General features: G+C 59.9%; 12 protein-coding genes and 1 tRNA gene. 8 read left to right on the top strand and 5 right to left on the bottom strand.

The annotated features are described in order from the left end of the window. Window positions 1–111 precede the first annotated feature (111 nt). A tRNA-Arg gene (locus ACINK1_RS01345) sits at window positions 112–188 on the bottom strand. A gap of 866 nt (window positions 189–1,054) precedes the next feature. Between ACINK1_RS01345 and ACINK1_RS01340 the strand changes: the two genes are divergently transcribed. The 5 genes from ACINK1_RS01340 (at window position 1,055) to ACINK1_RS01320 (ending at window position 7,798) form a co-directional block, all read left to right on the top strand. Next, entirely contained in the window at window positions 1,055–2,344 is a 1,290-nt protein-coding gene (locus ACINK1_RS01340; protein ID WP_376799752.1) for a polyhydroxyalkanoate depolymerase, read from the top strand. 56 nt (window positions 2,345–2,400) lie between these two features. Then, window positions 2,401–5,211, top strand: a complete 2,811-nt coding sequence (locus ACINK1_RS01335) for a [protein-PII] uridylyltransferase (RefSeq protein ID WP_376799753.1) — start codon at window positions 2,401–2,403, stop codon at window positions 5,209–5,211. A gap of 69 nt (window positions 5,212–5,280) precedes the next feature. Then, a complete protein-coding gene (gene trpS, locus ACINK1_RS01330) occupies window positions 5,281–6,324 on the top strand; it encodes a tryptophan--tRNA ligase (RefSeq protein ID WP_376799754.1) in 1,044 nt (347 codons plus the stop codon). A 334-nt stretch (window positions 6,325–6,658) separates the two neighbouring features. Continuing rightward, window positions 6,659–7,156: a universal stress protein gene (locus tag ACINK1_RS01325; RefSeq protein WP_376799755.1), complete on the top strand. Its 498-nt coding sequence runs from the start codon at window positions 6,659–6,661 to the stop codon at window positions 7,154–7,156. Window positions 7,157–7,234: 78 nt separating this feature from the next. Further along, complete coding sequence (locus tag ACINK1_RS01320; protein WP_376799756.1) at window positions 7,235–7,798, top strand: NifU family protein; 564 nt, start codon at window positions 7,235–7,237, stop codon at window positions 7,796–7,798. Window positions 7,799–7,868: 70 nt separating this feature from the next. Here ACINK1_RS01320 and ACINK1_RS01315 read toward each other — a convergent pair whose 3' ends face one another. The 4 genes from ACINK1_RS01315 to ACINK1_RS01300 all read right to left on the bottom strand — a co-directional run bounded on the left by ACINK1_RS01315 (window position 7,869) and on the right by ACINK1_RS01300 (window position 13,514). Then, the gene (locus tag ACINK1_RS01315) at window positions 7,869–9,482 is read right to left on the bottom strand and encodes a phosphoenolpyruvate carboxykinase (RefSeq protein ID WP_376799757.1); all 1,614 of its coding nucleotides are present in this window, start codon (window positions 9,480–9,482) and stop codon (window positions 7,869–7,871) included. Between the two features lie 271 nt (window positions 9,483–9,753). Next, entirely contained in the window at window positions 9,754–11,214 is a 1,461-nt protein-coding gene (locus tag ACINK1_RS01310; RefSeq protein ID WP_395759937.1) for a sensor histidine kinase, read from the bottom strand. Between the two features lie 6 nt (window positions 11,215–11,220). Then, window positions 11,221–12,648, bottom strand: a complete 1,428-nt coding sequence (locus ACINK1_RS01305) for an NAD(P)/FAD-dependent oxidoreductase (RefSeq protein WP_376799759.1) — start codon at window positions 12,646–12,648, stop codon at window positions 11,221–11,223. A gap of 23 nt (window positions 12,649–12,671) precedes the next feature. After that, complete coding sequence (locus tag ACINK1_RS01300) at window positions 12,672–13,514, bottom strand: TVP38/TMEM64 family protein (RefSeq protein ID WP_376799760.1); 843 nt, start codon at window positions 13,512–13,514, stop codon at window positions 12,672–12,674. 318 nt (window positions 13,515–13,832) lie between these two features. Here ACINK1_RS01300 and rpmH point away from each other — a divergent pair, with 318 nt between their 5' ends. Genes rpmH through yidC form a run of 3 tightly spaced genes read left to right on the top strand, consistent with a single transcriptional unit; the run spans window position 13,833 to window position 16,244 of the window. Continuing rightward, window positions 13,833–13,967: a 50S ribosomal protein L34 gene (rpmH, locus tag ACINK1_RS01295; protein WP_376799761.1), complete on the top strand. Its 135-nt coding sequence runs from the start codon at window positions 13,833–13,835 to the stop codon at window positions 13,965–13,967. A gap of 19 nt (window positions 13,968–13,986) precedes the next feature. Beyond that, window positions 13,987–14,427 carry a ribonuclease P protein component gene (gene rnpA / locus ACINK1_RS01290; RefSeq protein ID WP_376799762.1) on the top strand — a complete coding sequence of 147 codons (441 nt, stop codon included), beginning with the start codon at window positions 13,987–13,989 and terminating at the stop codon, window positions 14,425–14,427. Next, complete coding sequence (yidC, locus tag ACINK1_RS01285; RefSeq protein ID WP_376799763.1) at window positions 14,424–16,244, top strand: membrane protein insertase YidC; 1,821 nt, start codon at window positions 14,424–14,426, stop codon at window positions 16,242–16,244. The genes rnpA and yidC overlap by 4 nt, the downstream gene beginning before the upstream one ends. Window positions 16,245–16,251 lie beyond the last annotated feature (7 nt).

Raw genomic sequence — 16,251 nt, 5'->3', positions numbered from 1 at the left:
TCCACCATCAGAACACAAAGCGACCAAAATTGTCGCACCTTAAACGGGGTTCGAGAAGGTGCGACAAAATCGACCTGTAAGCCATTAATTTTATTGACACAGAAAAGAGAATGGCGCGCCCGAAAGGATTCGAACCTCTGACCCCTAGATTCGTAGTCTAGTGCTCTATCCAGCTGAGCTACGGGCGCCTGCCGCCGGAGAGCCTGTCTCCCGCAGCTAAAGAGGCGCTTGGTTACCCTCTGCGCCTGCCCTTGGCAAGCCCTGTATTTGCCTGAGGCTCCTGACAGCGGGCCCGCGCGCGCCTGATAGCCAAAGTGCTTGCGGGTGCCTCGTGGCTCAAACGGCGCCGGACGCGCTGCGAGCCAAGGTCAGCGCACACCCGGAGCGGGCGCGCTTCATGTCCGGTCGGATGCCTTGCGCCATCCCGTGCCCCCGCCAGCCCGGGTCATCGATCACAAGGCGTCAGCCAGAACGCCGGCGGGGAACGTGCCGATCATTGCCGTCATTTCAGGCAGTTCTGCCGGCTGAGTGTTCACTTATGCACCGAAAGCCGCGTCACCTTGCCCCATCAGCGTTACTGCGCATCTTCTTGCAATAACTAGAGAATTCGCTTGCTTGGTCGAAAGTAAGTACGTGATTTTTCGTAGAAAAAATCAGGTATCAACCATTTACCTCCTTAAGTTGAATCCGCCAGCAAGCCCACCTTCCGTAAGGTTTCGTCAATCTTTGAGGCACAGAATCATCAAAAGCGCCGTACGAAAACACGTTTTGGTGCTGGATGCGGCGCTATTTGCGGCATTTGTCCGATTGCCGGATCACGTCAGCCTGCGGCCCTCCTTCAAGACCGCCCACAGCGCGATCAGGTGGTTTTTCGGATTTATGTTGCACTGCAATATAAATTCTGCGACCTTAGTCACGTTGCGTCGTGCCTACCCTGCCAATAGCCTGATATATCTGACCGCCGATTGGGCTGATGGGGCAGCGCTCTTATATTGAACCGATCGGGCGGCCGATAGGAATTGCGTCGTGTCAAACGGCGTTAGAGGGGAATTCCATGGCCTTTTACCAGATGTATGAATGGAACCATGCCGCCATGTCGCCTTATCGAGCCGTGGCGGACGCAACGCGGCTGATGTTCAAGAACCCGATCAATCCGTTCGCCCACACCTGGGTCGGTCGCGCCATGGCGGCCTCGGCCGAGATGTTCGAGCGCACGACGCGCCGTTACCTCAAGCCGGAATTCGGCATCGCCTCGGTCTTTGCCGGTGGCCAGCGCGTCGACGTGCACGAGCATATCGTCTGGAAGCGTCCGTTCTGCAATCTCATCCATTTCGAAAAAATGGGCTTCGCGCCGCGCCACAGCCAGCAGAAAGTGCTGCTGGTGGCACCGATGTCGGGCCATTACGCGACGCTGCTGCGCGGCACCGTAGAGGCTTTCCTGCCCAATCACGAGGTCTACATCACCGATTGGGAAGATGCGCGCATGGTGCCATTGGCGGCGGGCCGCTTCGATCTCGACGATTATGTCGATTATGTCATCTCCATGCTGCATCACCTGGGTGAAGGCACGCATGTCATCGCCGTGTGCCAGCCCTCTGTTCCGGTGATGACGGCAATCTCGGTGATGGAGGCGCGCAAGGATCCGCTGGTGCCGACCACCATGACGCTCATGGGCGGGCCGATTGACACTCGCATCGCGCCAACCGATGTCAACAAGCTTGCCGAGGACAAGGGCATCGACTGGTTCCGCAGCAACGTGATCATGACGGTGCCGTTTCCCTATCCAGGCTTCATGCGTACCGTCTACCCGGGCTTCCTCCAGCTTGGCGGCTTCATGTCGATGAACCTCGACCGCCATGTGAACGCCCATCGTGAGATGTTCGAGAACATGGTCAAGGGCGATGGCGATTCGGCAACCAAGCACAAGGATTTCTACGACGAGTACATGGCGGTCATGGACCTGACGTCGGAATTCTATCTGCAGACGGTGGATGCGGTGTTCATCCGTCACGCACTGCCCAAAGGCGAGATGATGCATCGCAACACCCTGGTTGATCCGGGCAAGATCACCCGTGTCGCCCTGATGACGGTTGAGGGCGAGAATGACGACATCACGGGCGGCGGACAGACCGAGGCCGCGCACCGCCTGTGTACAGGGCTGAGCAAGGACCTGCGCGCGCACTACATGCAGCCCGGCGTTGGCCATTACGGCGTGTTCAACGGTTCGCGCTTCCGCTCCGAAATCCAGCCGCGCATTGCCGATTTTATTTCAACCCACGCCCAGCGCCGCGCCAAAGCCGCAGCTGCGTCCAAACCTGTCGCCAGATTGGCGCGGACCGGGTGAACCGTCTGGTTCCCCTTCTTGCCTGACAGCCGGGGAAGCCGGTATCTGCTGCCGGCATGAGAGCTGATCCGCGCCTTGCCGATTCGGGCCTGCCTGCCAGTTCGCTCAGTCACGATGCGGGACTGGGCGATCAGGAAAAATTGCGTCGCTTGCTTGCCGAGATCGCCGGCGAGGCGGTCGATATCCGCTCAACCGAGACGACAGCCCGTGTGCGCGCTCTTCTGAAGGACACGCTGGCTTCCGGCCGGCAGGCAGCAGAACAATCGCTCCTCGCCGATCGCGACGGGCTGCGATGTGCCGAGCGCCTGTCGCGCCTCCAGGATGAGTTGATCGGCGCGCTCGCTGATTTCGTTGCCGCCCACGTCTTTCGTCAGGACAATCCTTCCGATAGCGAGCACGTGGCGATCCTCGCCGTTGGTGGTTATGGGCGCGGGACACTGGCGCCCGGTTCGGACATCGATCTGCTCTTTCTTCTGCCCTACAAACGGACGGCGTGGGGCGAGAGCGTTATCGAATACATCCTCTACATGCTGTGGGATCTTGGCCAGAAAGTCGGCCACGCGACCCGCTCGGTCGCTGAATGCATCCGATCAGCGAAAGATGATACCACCATCTGCACCTCGATCCTTGAAGCCCGTCATCTGTGGGGCGATCCGGCCCTCCATGACGAGTTGATGCAGCGCTTCGACCGCGAGGTGGCGCGGGGGACCGCCGTCGAATTCGTTGCCGCCAAGCTCAACGAACGGGATCAGCGCCATCGCCGTGCCGGCAATACACGTTACCTCGTCGAGCCCAATATCAAGGAAAGCAAGGGTGGCCAGCGTGACCTGCACACGCTCTACTGGATCGGCAAATACGTCTACCGTGTACGCAGCCCGCGTGACTTGGTCAGTGCCGGTGTTTTCGACCGCAACGAGCTGCGCCGTTTCGAAAAATGCGAAGAATTTCAGTGGCGCGTGCGCTGCCATCTCCATTTCCTGACCGGCCGTGCCGAAGAGCGCCTGTCCTTCGACGTCCAGGCGGCGGTGGCGCTGCGGATGGGATATCGCGACAATTCGGCGCTGCGCGCCGTCGAGCGCTTCATGAAGCATTATTTCATGGTGGCGAAGACCGTGGGCGATCTCACCCGCATCCTCTCTGCCGCGCTTGAAGCGCGCCATGTCAAGCCGCCGCCGCTCCTCAACCGCTTCGTGCGCCGCTTCCGTGGCCAGCGCCCTGTGGCAGCACCCGATTATCCCGATTTTCTGATCGTCAATAATCGTCTGACGCTGCGCGACGACCAGGTGTTCGAGCGCGCGCCGATCAATCTCATCAAGCTTTTCGCGGCGTCCGAGGCGCTGAACGTGTCGTTGCATCCCGACGCCTTGCGGGCGGTCACCCGCTCGCTTCATCTCCTCGACAGCAGGCTGGCGGATGATCCTGCGGCCAATGCCGTCTTTCTCGAATTGCTGACCTCGCATGACGCGCCTGAATTGCGGCTGCGGGCCATGAATGAAGCGGGCGTTCTCGGCCGGTTCGTTCCCGAGTTCGGCCGCGTCATCGCCATGATGCAGTTCAACATGTACCATCACTACACGGTTGATGAGCATCTCCTACGCAGCATTGGCATCCTTTCCGATATCGAGAACGGGCGCCTTAAAGAAGAGCATCCGCTGGCAACGGAAGTCTTTGCGACCATCCAGTCGCGGCGCGTTCTTTATGTGGCGCTGTTTCTCCACGATATCGCCAAGGGGCGTGCTGAGGATCATTCACTGGCGGGCGAGAAAGTAGCCCGCCACCTCGCGCCACGCTTTGGCTTGACGGCAGCTGAGACCGATACCGTTGCCTGGCTCGTGCGCGAACATCTCACCATGTCGACGATTGCCCAGTCGCGCGATCTGTCTGATCCGCTGACCATCTCCGCCTTCGCCACGACCGTGCAGAGCCTTGAGCGTCTGAAGCTGCTGTTGATCCTGACGGTTGCCGATATTCGCGCCGTCGGCCCTGGCGTCTTCAATGGCTGGAAGGGGCAGTTGCTGCGCACCCTTTACTACGAGACGGAGCCTGTGCTTGCCGGCGGGCACAGCCAGATTGATCGCAGCCATCGCGTCGAAGCAGCAAAGACCGATCTGGCGGCGGCATTGTCGACATGGAGCGACGAGGATCGCGCCGAATTGCTTGCCCGTCACTATCCTCCCTATTGGCTCAAGGTTGAAACAAGCCGCAAAGTGGCGCATGCGGGCCTGCTGCGAGACTCCCGCCGCTCCGGCCTGCGACTGGCGACTTCGGTTGAGACCGACGCCTTCCGCGCCATCACCGAGCTGACGGTACTTGCCCCCGATCACCCGCGCCTGCTGGCAACGATCGCCGGGGCCTGTGCTGCCGCCGGCGCCAATATCGTTGATGCCCAGATCTTCACAACGACCAGGGGCGAGGCGCTCGACACAATCTTCCTCACGCGCGCTTTCGAGCGTGAGGACGAGGAACTGGCGCGCACCGAGCGTGTCGCCAAATCGATACGCGATGTCTTGTCCGGCAAGCTGCGCCTGGCCCAGCTTGTAGCCGAGCGTCTGGCCAAACGACCTCGCTACCGGCATTTTGAGATCGAGCCCGACGTCCTTGTCAATAATTCCTGGTCGGATGCGTTTACCGTCGTCGAAGTCTCCGGCCTTGATCGGCCGGGCTTGCTTTACGATCTGACGACCGCGCTCTCCAATCTTGATCTCAATATCGGCTCGGCGCATATCTCCACCTTTGGCGAGCGCGCGGTTGACGTATTTTATGTCACGAACCTTCTGGGTGGTAAAATTCAGGAAAAGCAGGTTCAGCTGAACATCCGCACCGCACTTCTGGCCGTCTTCAGCGACAGCCCGCCGCCCGCTCGTTGAGGTGACATCGCCCCTTGCCAGCCTGCGTGCTTGCGGCGATAAGCAGCGCCGGAAACAGGGAAGCGAATAATGACCACGCCTTTTGCGCCGCGGGTATTCTCGGGCATGCAGCCAACCGGCAATCTTCATCTTGGCAATTATCTTGGCGCCATGGTCAACTGGATCGCGATGCAGTCGACCCATCAATGCATCTATTGCGTGGTTGATCTGCACGCCATCACCGTTGCGCAGGACCCGGTCGCATTGCGCCGCGCCATTATTGAAGTGACAGCAGCCTATCTCGCCTGTGGCCTTGATCCCAAACAGTCGATCATCTTCAACCAGAGCCAGGTTGCGGAGCACGCGGAACTCGCCTGGATATTCAATTGCGTCGCCCGTCTCGGCTGGCTCAATCGCATGACGCAGTTCAAGGAAAAAGCCGGCAAGGATCGCGAAAACGTGGCGGTCGGGCTTTATGCCTATCCGGTGCTGATGGCAGCCGACATTCTGGTCTACAAGGCAACCCACGTGCCGGTCGGCGATGATCAGAAGCAGCATCTCGAACTGTCGCGTGACATCGCCCAGAAATTCAATATGGATTTCGCCGGCTCGATCGCCAGCCATGGGTTTGGCGAGGTCTTCTTCCCGCTCCCCGAGCCGATGATCACCGGGCCGGCGACCCGCGTAATGAGCTTGCGCGATGGCACGAAGAAAATGTCGAAGTCGGATGTCTCCGATTATTCGCGTATCAATCTGACCGACAGCCCTGAGGCGATTGCCCAGAAGATCCGCAAGGCCAAGACCGATCCCGAGCCTCTGCCATCGGAAGAAAAAGGGCTCGCGGGGCGGGCGGAAGCTGAAAATCTCGTTGGCATCTATGCCGCACTAACGGGCGCGGATGTGTCGTCTGTTCTCGGTGAATTCGGCGGCGGGCAGTTTTCGCGCTTCAAGACGGCATTGGCTGATGCCGCGGTCGCCCGCTTGTCGCCGATTTCGGCTGACATGCGCCGCTGGCTTGATGATGAAGGTGCTGTCGAGGCTGTTCTTGCCGAGGGATCAGCGCGCGCGCGCGCGATTGCGGCCCCGGTCATGCGCGAGGTTCGCGATATCGTCGGCCTGTTGCGCAGCCGCTGAAACGGCTAGGCTTGTCACTGATCGCCTAGGGTCCAGACCTATTAATTTCAACGCAACGGCATGAAAAGGGTGGATGAAATGGTAGGAGAAAGGCGAAAAGCATACCCTTGCGTATGGTTGAGCCTTTCGACGAACCAGTTCGCCACCCCTTTCATGTCCTGCGGATCGCGGCTGGAAACGCGATATCCAGCTCACCAGTGTTTTGGTCGCAAGCCTTTGAAAGTCTTTAGACTTCCCGCAGGCTTGCTTCGCGATCTCGCGCTTCCCGCCAGCGACCTTTGCGCTGAAATTAATAGGTCTGGACCCCAATCCTGATCCTTCATGAGGCCGTGCCATGCCGCAATCGCCACGTCGGTCGAGTGAACCGGGACATCAGCGCAAATTCCTCATCATCGTTGATGGTACGGCGGAGAGCGACCGCGCCATTTATTACGCCGCCAGACGCGCGCAATCGACCGGCGGCCAGGTGGTGATGCTGGCAATCAGCGCGCCGCCGGACCGCCAGTCCTGGGCAGGTGTCGAAGCGCTGATGCGCCAGGAAGCGCTGGACGCGGCTGAAGAAGCGCTGCAACAAGCAGCCATCCGCGTACGCGCCGTCTCCGGCCTTGAGCCTGAACGCCATGTGGGCGAGGGCGACAAGGCTGCCGAAATATTGCGCCTCATCAGCGAGGATGAGGATATCGCCATCCTGATTCTGGCGGCGGGCACCGGGCGTGAGGGACCGGGCCCGTTGATCGCTGCATTGGCGGGCGGGGCGATTTCCTCCTTTTCTGTTCCCATCACCATCGTTCCTGGACATCTCAGCGATGCGGAAATTGATGCGCTATCCTGAGCGATTTATGCCATAAGACGGCTTGAAGCAGCCTGTCGTCATCACAATCTCAGGCGGTAACCTGCCAGCGAGGCCCCGATGTTTATCCAGACCGAAGCAACGCCCAATCCCGCCACCTTGAAATTCCTGCCGGGAAAGCCGGTCCTGGGCAGCGGCACCCGCGAGTTTCGCCAGGCGGAGGATGCGATTGCATCACCTCTGGCCGAGCGGCTGTTTGCGCTCAAAGGTGTGGCGACGGTTTTCTTTGGCGAGGATTTTGTTGCCGTAACCAAGACCGCGGACGAGGAGTGGGCGCATATCAAGCCAGCGATTCTCGGCGCTGTCATGGAGCATTACCTGTCCGGCGCCCCGGTCATGGCGGAGGCGTCCTTAAGCGAAGCCACGCAGGAGGAGTTCGCGCCGGAAGATGCCGAGATCGTCGAAGCCATCAAGGATCTTCTCGAAACGCGGGTCCGCCCGGCAGTCGCCCAGGATGGAGGCGACATCACCTTCCGCCGCTATGCCGATGGCGTGGTTTATCTCAATATGCGCGGCGCCTGCTCCGGCTGCCCCTCATCGACCGCGACGCTCAAGCACGGCATCCAGAACCTGCTGAAGCATTTCGTGCCGGAAGTCCGTGAAGTGCAGGCCGTCGGCGTTTAGCGCCGCGCTATATAAATCAAAAAAGGCCGGGCTTTGGACCCGGCCTTTCTTTTCTGGAATACCGCGAGCGTTATTCGGCAGCCAGCCGGATCGACGGCGCGGCTAACGCCACCTCGCGGTCGACATGGGCTTCAAACTTGGTGAAATTTTCCTGGAACATGGCAACCAGCTTGCGGGCGGTCGCATCAAAGGCCGCTTTATCCGCCCATGTCTTGAACGGGTTGAGAATGTGCACGGGAACGCCCGGCACATCGGTTGGCACCTGGAAACCGAAATAAGGGTCGGTACGGAAACTGGCGCTCTTCAGCGTCCCGTTGAGCGCTGCATTGAGAAGCGCGCGCGTCACCTGGATCGGCATGCGCCGGCCTACCCCGAAGCTGCCACCGGTCCAGCCGGTGTTGACGATCCAGCAATCGACCTGATGCTTGGCGATCAGCTCTTTCAGCAACGCCCCATAGACAGACGGGTGGCGCGGCATGAAGGGAGCGCCAAAACAGGTGGAGAACGTGGCGGTCGGATCGCTCACGCCACGCTCGGTGCCAGCAACCTTCGCCGTATAACCTGACAGGAAATGATACATCGCCTGCGCCGGATTGAGTTTGGCAATCGGCGGCATGACACCGAAAGCATCCGCCGTCAGCATGATGATATTGCGCGGATGGCCGGCAAGCCCGGTTTCGGACGCATTGGGGATGACGTGCATGGGATAGGCGCCACGCGTGTTTTCCGTCTTTGAGCCATCATCAAAAAGCGGGCGGCGGGTATCAGGATCAATGACGACATTTTCCAGTACCGCCGGGAAATGGCTCACCGCCTCATAGATTTCCGGCTCCGCCTCCTTCGACAGACGGATCATCTTGGCGTAGCAGCCGCCTTCAAAATTGAAGATACCGTCCTGTCCCCAGCCATGTTCGTCATCGCCGATGAGAATGCGCGAGGCATCCGACGACAGCGTCGTCTTGCCGGTGCCCGAAAGGCCGAAGAAGACCGCCGCCGAACCCTCCGTTGAGGTATTGGCCGAGCAATGCATCGGCATCACCCCTTGCGGCGGCAGCAGGAAGTTCAGCAGGCTGAACACGGATTTCTTCATTTCGCCTGCATAGGCCGAATTGGCGATCAGCACGATCTTGCGGGTGAAATCGCAGGCAATGACGGTCTCGCTGCGCGTGCCGTGACGCTTGGGATCAGCCTTGAAGGAGGGGAGATCGAGGATCGTCATTTGCGGGACGAAGCTTGCAAGCTCTTCGCGGGAAGGGCGGCGCAGCAGATGGCGGATGAACAGCGCATGCCACGCCTTTTCGACATAGACACGCACATTGATGCGGTATTTGGGATCAGCCCCGCCATAGAGATCCTGGGCGAACAGATCCTTGTCGGCGGCGAACGCCAGCATATCGGCGTGCAGTGTATCAAAATGCTGCCGCGACATCTCCGCATTGTTATCCCACCAGATCGACTGATCGGTGGTGTCATCGCGGACGATGAATTTATCTTTGGGTGAGCGGCCGGTGTGCTGTCCGGTTTCGGCAACCAGCGGACCGCCGGCAACCACCTGCGCTTCGCCGCGCGCAATCGCTGCTTCGTAAAGCGGTGCTTCGGTGAGGTTCCACTGAATGGATGACGCCTTGCCAAGCCCGAATTCCGCGGCGCCCGCAGCGCTGTTGAAGATGCCTGTCTGTTTCACTGAAACCCTCCCATGCGCCCTGCTCTAGCGGCAGTGCTGACGTCCATCACCCTTCAGTCGGCGGGTGGATGAATGTGATCACCGCCCGCGCTGGACGGCTCTGTAACGAAAACATGACAGGGCTTCAATAGGCAGGCGGCTTGCGACCTGTGATGTGGTTAAGCCGTGCCCGCCTTCTTTCGCGCTGCACCATCGGCTCTATGTCCGCAGAAATAGGCATAAGACGGATTTTTAGCAAAAAAGGATAGTCGAGCTAGTTTTTTGCTTAAAATCACGCCCTGCCCGTTGTTTGCGCAGGCAGCTCGATTTCAAACAATGTCCCAACCGGCGACGGCTGAAGAGTGATGGTTCCGCCATGGCCGCGAATGAGTTCGGCGACAATGGCAAGACCAAGTCCCGAGCCTTTATTGCCGCTGGCAGCGAAGGGTTGAAACAGTTTGTCACGTACTTTTGCCGGAATGCCTGGACCATTATCCGCCATAGAAATAATCACGCTCGTCTCGCTGGCGCGCATGGCGATACGAATTGCCCCGCCATTCCTGGGCGGCTGCGCGCGCAAAGCTTCCACCGCGTTGCGGCCAAGATTGAGAAACGCCCTGTAAAGCTGCTCGGGATCAGCAAAGACGGTTGCCTTGTCGTCGACCTCATTGATCCAGGCGGGATAACCCTCGCCAAGGCCAAGCGCTGCCCCGACATCGTCGATCAACATCTTGAAGCGCACATGCCGTGGGTTGGGAGCCGGTTCAGCGGCGCGGCCATAGGCAAGCGTGCTCTGGCACAGAGCAATGGCGCGGTTGATAGAGCCGATCACACGCGGCATCAGACGCTGCACGGTTGGCTCCGACACGCTCGACAGGCGGTCGGAAAAAAGCTGCGCCGAGGCGAGGATGTTACGCAGATCATGGCTGATCTTGGACACAGCCAGACCAAGCGCGGCAAGATGCGTTTTCTGCACCAGCGCTGTCTGGATTTGCCGCTGCATGCGGCGTAATTCCCGCTCCGCCAGCCCGATTTCATCCTGTCGGTCGCTGGGCGCCATGATGGCGCTGGGCTCCTCCGGTGCCTCGCGGAACGCCATGATCTTGGCTGATATCTCGCGCATCGGCTTAACAAAAAGTGCCAGAAGCGAGAGATAGACCAGCGCGGCGGTGAAGATCGAAATCACCAGCGACAGCAGAAGGATATTGAGCGAAAAGCGCCACATCGAGGCGCGTAGCTCCTCATCGCTCATGACAATTTCGACGAACTCGCCTTCCCGAGGTGCGTCTCCGATGAGGCCTATGATCTGCGGCCCTGTGCCAAAGAGGGTGGCAAAGGCATCAAACACACTCTTGATACGTGACGCATCACGAAGATCGAATGTCGTGCTCACGGTCGGCGGCATGTCGGAAAACGCCAGCAGCCGCCGTGCGTTGCCGCGCTTGAGGATGATCGCCCGTGCGCCGACCTGCTGCAGGATCTGCAATTCGAGCGCGCGCGGCACCAGCCCTTCGGGCGCTGCATCCAGCACGAGCGCGGCTGTCCGGGCGGCGGATAGATGGTCTTGGAGCTGCGTCAGCCGATAATTACTGATCGATGGGATGTAGATCAGGATTTCAGCCAGAAGCACGAAGAAAATAGTCAATATGAGCAATTTTTCTGACAACCCACCCTGAATGAAGGGAGTAGCGAGCGCGTCTTCGACGCTGTCTGCCGACTGCTTTTGTGATGGGGGCGGGGATGAGTAGTTCATGTTGGCCTATCCGAGATGACGCAGGAGCGCTATCAGGCGGCGCAGCCAAGGTGACGCCAGGCTCGGCGCAAAATAGGCGATCGCCGCGCGTCGGGATATTTCTGCGCGCGTCGGATAGGGATAGACGGTGCCGGCAAAGGCGCGAATGTTCATCTTCTGGTTGACGGCCATTTGCCACTGCCCCGCAATATCGCCCGCACCGCGTCCCACAATGGTGGCGCCCAGAACGCGTCCCGTTTTCGTGGTGATGGCCTTGATGAAGCCATCCGTGTCACGCTCGGCGATCGCCCGGTCATTGTGGTGGAAGGGGGCGTTCATGACGCGAATATCGCCATGCATGCGGCGCGCGGCGTCCTCCGTCAGCCCGGCTTGCGCCAGCTCCGGTTCGGTATAGGTCGCCCAGGGAATGGCGGTCGCCTCGACCTTGACAGGCAGGCGGAACAAGGCGTTTCGGATCACCAGCCCGGCATGATAATTGGCCGCATGCGTGAATTGCGCGCCGCCCGCCACGTCGCCCACCGCATAGACGCGCCGGTTGGTCACACTGCGCAGCCCGCTGTCAACGGTAATGCCGCGCGGTGTCGAGGCAATGTTTCCAGCCTCGAGATTGAGCCCGTGAAGGATCGGCCGGCGCCCGGTCGCCACCAGCAGATGCGTCCCCGACACCTGTGACACGCTGCCATCCTCGCCCTCCAGACTGAGGGTGATCATGTCGCCGTCTCGTGTGACCGCGCCAGCCTTGCGGCCAAGCATGAATTCAACGCCGTCCCGGCGCATCGCCTCGATGACGATGGCAGCAGCCTCAGGATCATCCTTGGCCAGCGGCCGTGCCATTTCAATGACCGTGACCGCACTTCCCAGCCGCTGGAATGATTGGGCAAGCTCGCAGCCAATCGGCCCGCCGCCAAGGACAAGGAGGCGGGCGGGGAGCGCCTTGAGATCAAATACCGATTCATTGGTCAGATAAGGCACGTCTTTCAGACCGGGAATCGGTGGCACAGCCGCATGCGAACCGGTGGCAATCACGAAGCGGCGCGCGCGGACCGTGCTGTCGCCAACCTGGACGGTCGATGGCGAAACGAAGCGTCCCTCGCCACGCAGTACCGTGACCCCCAGGCTCTCGAACCGTTCCTGCGAATCAACCGGCGCGATGGTGGCGATGACATCGTGGATATGATCGTGAACGCGTGCGTAATCGACAGTGATCTGGTCGGCATCAATGCCAAAGACCTTGGCATGGCGCGCGGCATGAACCTGGTGAGCGGCCGCGATCAGGGCCTTAGACGGGACGCAGCCGGTATTCAGGCAATCGCCGCCCATCTTGCCGCGCTCGATCAGGACCACGTTGACGCCAAAGGCGGCGGCGGCGGCGGCCACCGACAATCCGCCGGAACCGGCACCGATGACACAAAGATCGCAGGCGATGATGGTCAACCAATGCTCCTAGCCGTGCACGCTCAGAATTTGCCGACACTTTTGCTGCGGCGGCGCCACGTTTTCATTGCTACAGGTACCAGCGCCATGACCCCTAACGCAACGAATGTTGCCAGAATTTGCGGCGAAATCACATGCGATGCGTCGAAAGTCACGCCGCATGTTGTCGCACCGCTTGCCTGACAGGTGCGCAGCGCCTCGCCCTGACTGCGAACGATTTCGGCAAAGCTTGCGCCCGCGAAGGAAAAGGCGAGTGTTGCCGGCAGGGTGCCGAGAAAGGTGGTGACCAGCAGCGGAACAAGCGGCACCTGCAGGCAAGCCGTTGCCAGATTGACGACCCAGAAGGGAAAGAGCGGCACGAGGCGCAGGAAGAACAGATAGCTCCAGACCCCTTCGCGAAACCCTTCATTGATACTGGCGAGCCGGCCTTCGACGAGGCGTTTGACAGCAGGCCCAAGGGCGCTACCAGCGATGGCATAAATGCCGGCGACACCGATCGTGGCACCGGTGAGTGTCAGCATGGTGCCGAGGATGCCGCCAAAAAGAAACCCGCTGGTCACCGTCAGAACAACGGCGCCAGGAATGGAAAAGGCAACCGCCAGCGCATAAGCCAGCACGAACAGCAGCGGCGCCACGGCAGGATTGCGCGCAACCATGTCATGAAGCGAATCCTGGTAGGTCACTAGCGTCGAAAAAGACAGGTAACGATGAACGCCGCTCGCAAAAATAGCGATTGTGACGCCAACAAAGACAAGTGCGATGATCCAGGGCGCGAAGGATTTACGTTTCCCGCTCAAATCCGTCACCGCCGCGTCCCCCCGCCTGTCAGGCCCGGCCGCAAGCGCTCCTGGGGCTTCGTTATCCATCGCCAATTCCCTCGCCGCATGTCATCGCAATCCCGCCAGCTTAGGGCATGAGGATGACCAGCGGGCAATATCTTTATGCTGGCGAGGGTCGCAAGCTTGCGTGATTGACGCCTGCCGCTCGTTTGCGTATAAGCCGCGCCAGTAAAGCACGCCTCCGCTTGCTGCTGCGCGCGGGGTTTTTTTATGCCCTGCCGTGCGGTCGCCAAGATGCGAGATATGCGAGCCGCGAGATATGATGTTGGTTTGGCGATGTGATTGCGTTCGTGGCGCAGTCGCTCGCCCGTCGAGAAAGAGGCCGCGCCGGGCGCGGAACAGAGAATGAAGCGCACTTATCAACCCTCCAAGATCGTGCGCAAGCGTCGTCACGGTTTTCGTTCGCGCATGGCCACCAATGGGGGGCGCAAGGTCATTGCAGCGCGTCGGGCTCGTGGTCGCAAGCGCTTGTCGGCTTGAGGGACGGAACGCGTCGGACGTGATTTCCATCGAACGTCTGACGAAACGCCGGGAATTTCTTGCCGCCGCGACCGGCGCGCGGGCGTCATCGCGTGGTTTCAGCGTTCAGGCCAAGGCGCGTGGCGAAGCTTTGGCGCGGGGAGAAGGGCCGGCGCGATTTGGGTTCACCGTCACCAGGAAAACCGGTAACGCCGTTGAGCGCAATCGTATCCGTCGGCGCCTGCGCGAAATTGTCCGTCTTGCCGCAGATATGGATGCCCGGCCGGGCTTTGACTACGTCCTCATTGGCCGGCGCGATGCATTGTCACTTGATTTTCGCCAGTTGATGCGAGACTTCAGCAAATCCCTTCAGCGCGCCCATGCCTCTGCCGAGGCGCGAGGGCACGGTGAGAGAGCTGCAACACAGGGCGTCACCGCGCCTCAGAGCAATGCGACCGGTCATGGAAGCGATCGATTATGAAAGACGATAACACACGCAATATGATCCTGGCGTTTGCCCTGTCGCTGCTGGTCCTTCTTGGCTGGCAGTTTCTGGTGGTCAATCCCCGCGTCGAGCAGGAGCGCCTGAAACAGGCGGCCGAACAGGTAGCCGCACCGCGAGGCACCACTGCGCCTCAAACCAATACCGCCGCGCCTGGCGCACCACCTGTCCCCACATCGCCTGGCGCCGCACCAGCACCTGTCAATCCATCTCCGACAGGCGTTTTGACGCGAGAGGCCGCGCTGGCGGCAGGGCCACGGGTTGCCATCAACACCGCTCGCCTGCAGGGCTCGCTCTCCCTCAAGGGTGGTCGCATTGATGATCTGAAGCTGACCGGATACCGCGAGACGGTTGACCCCGGCAGCCCGCTGATCACGCTTTTCTCGCCTTCCGGCACGGCCGCTGCGTTTTATGCCGAAACAGGGGTTGTGGGGGCCGCAGGGTCGGGCATGCCGGGCGCGGACACGCTGTGGCGCCAGGAGGGCAGTGGCGCCCTCAGCCCGTCAACGCCGGTGACACTCGTCTACGATAACGGCAAGGGTCAGCAGTTTCGTCGCACCTACGCGGTTGATGATGCCTATATGTTCACCATCAACGAAGAGGTCCGCAACACCGGCAGCGACACTCTGACGCTTTACCCCTACGGCCTTGTCTCCCGCCATGGCACGCCGAAGGTTGCCGGTTTCTACATCCTGCATGAAGGGTTGATCGGCGTTCTCGGTCAGGCAGGCCTGAAGGAATACACCTACGCTGACATCAAGAAGGCCTCCCAATATACGGAAAAGGCGACTGGCGGCTGGGTTGGCATCACGGATAAATACTGGGCCGCGACAATCATCCCCGAACAGGCGGAAGCCGTTCAGGGACGTTTCAACGCCTCGGGTGCTGGCGCGGGCGAAATCTATCAGGCAGATGTTTTAGGCAGCGCGCGCACGCTTGCGCCCGCCTCCACGATCACGTTCTCGCACCGTGTCTTTGCCGGCGCCAAGGAAGTAACGGTCGTTGATAATTATCGCACCACCCTCGGTATCGACCGTTTCGACCTGCTCATCGACTGGGGCTGGTTCTACTTTCTTACCAAGCCTCTCTTCTGGATTATCGATTATTTTTTCCACGTTTTTGGTAATTTTGGTTGGTCAATCATCCTGGTGACAGTGTTGATCAAGGCGGTCTTTTATCCGCTTGCCAACAAATCATATGAATCCATGTCGCGGATGAAGAAAGTTCAACCCGAAATGGTCGCGCTGCGTGAACGCTATCCCGACGATAAAATGAAGCAGCAGCAGGAGATGATGGAGCTTTACAAGCGCGAGAAGATCAATCCTTTGTCGGGCTGCCTGCCGGTGCTCATCCAGATTCCGGTTTTTTTCGCGCTCTACAAGGTGATCTTCGTCTCCATCGAGATGCGCCATGCGCCATTCATTGGCTGGATCAAGGATCTCTCGGCGCCTGACCCGACCAATCTCTTCACGCTTTTTGGGCTCATCCCCGTGCAGATGCCGGAATTCCTGCAGATGGGTGCCTGGCCGATCATCATGGGCGTCACCATGTTCATCCAGATGAAGATGAACCCTGATCCGCCCGATCCGGTTCAGAAAACCATGTTCACCTGGATGCCTGTTATTTTCACGTTCATGCTGGCCTCCTTCCCCGCCGGTCTCGTTATCTATTGGGCGTGGAATAATCTTCTGTCGGTGACGCAGCAATACATGATGATGCGCAAGCAGGGCGTGAAGGTGGAGCTGTGGGACAATATTGCCTCGATGTTCGGCAAGAGTGCGGAAAAGAAATCGTGATGTCACG

The sequence above is a fragment of the Raskinella chloraquaticus (SeqCode) genome, assembly GCF_021731865.1.
GTDB classification, from domain to species: Bacteria; Pseudomonadota; Alphaproteobacteria; order Rhizobiales; family UBA4765; genus Raskinella; species Raskinella chloraquaticus.
The sequence above is the reverse complement of the archived record's forward strand: the minus strand, read 5'-3'. Positions and strand labels throughout refer to the sequence as shown.

What these genes read in the sequence shown, in the direction of transcription:
- ACINK1_RS01300 (WP_376799760.1), bottom strand. Translation starts at nt 13,514, where the DNA reads ATGGATAACGAAGCCCCAGGAGCGCTTGCGGCCGGGCCTGACAGGCGG.
- ACINK1_RS01335 (WP_376799753.1), top strand. Translation starts at nt 2,401, where the DNA reads ATGAGAGCTGATCCGCGCCTTGCCGATTCGGGCCTGCCTGCCAGTTCG.
- ACINK1_RS01325 (WP_376799755.1), top strand. Translation starts at nt 6,659, where the DNA reads ATGCCGCAATCGCCACGTCGGTCGAGTGAACCGGGACATCAGCGCAAA.
- ACINK1_RS01340 (WP_376799752.1), top strand. Translation starts at nt 1,055, where the DNA reads ATGGCCTTTTACCAGATGTATGAATGGAACCATGCCGCCATGTCGCCT.
- ACINK1_RS01320 (WP_376799756.1), top strand. Translation starts at nt 7,235, where the DNA reads ATGTTTATCCAGACCGAAGCAACGCCCAATCCCGCCACCTTGAAATTC.
- rpmH (WP_376799761.1), top strand. Translation starts at nt 13,833, where the DNA reads ATGAAGCGCACTTATCAACCCTCCAAGATCGTGCGCAAGCGTCGTCAC.
- yidC (WP_376799763.1), top strand. Translation starts at nt 14,424, where the DNA reads ATGAAAGACGATAACACACGCAATATGATCCTGGCGTTTGCCCTGTCG.
- ACINK1_RS01310 (WP_395759937.1), bottom strand. Translation starts at nt 11,214, where the DNA reads ATGAACTACTCATCCCCGCCCCCATCACAAAAGCAGTCGGCAGACAGC.
- trpS (WP_376799754.1), top strand. Translation starts at nt 5,281, where the DNA reads ATGACCACGCCTTTTGCGCCGCGGGTATTCTCGGGCATGCAGCCAACC.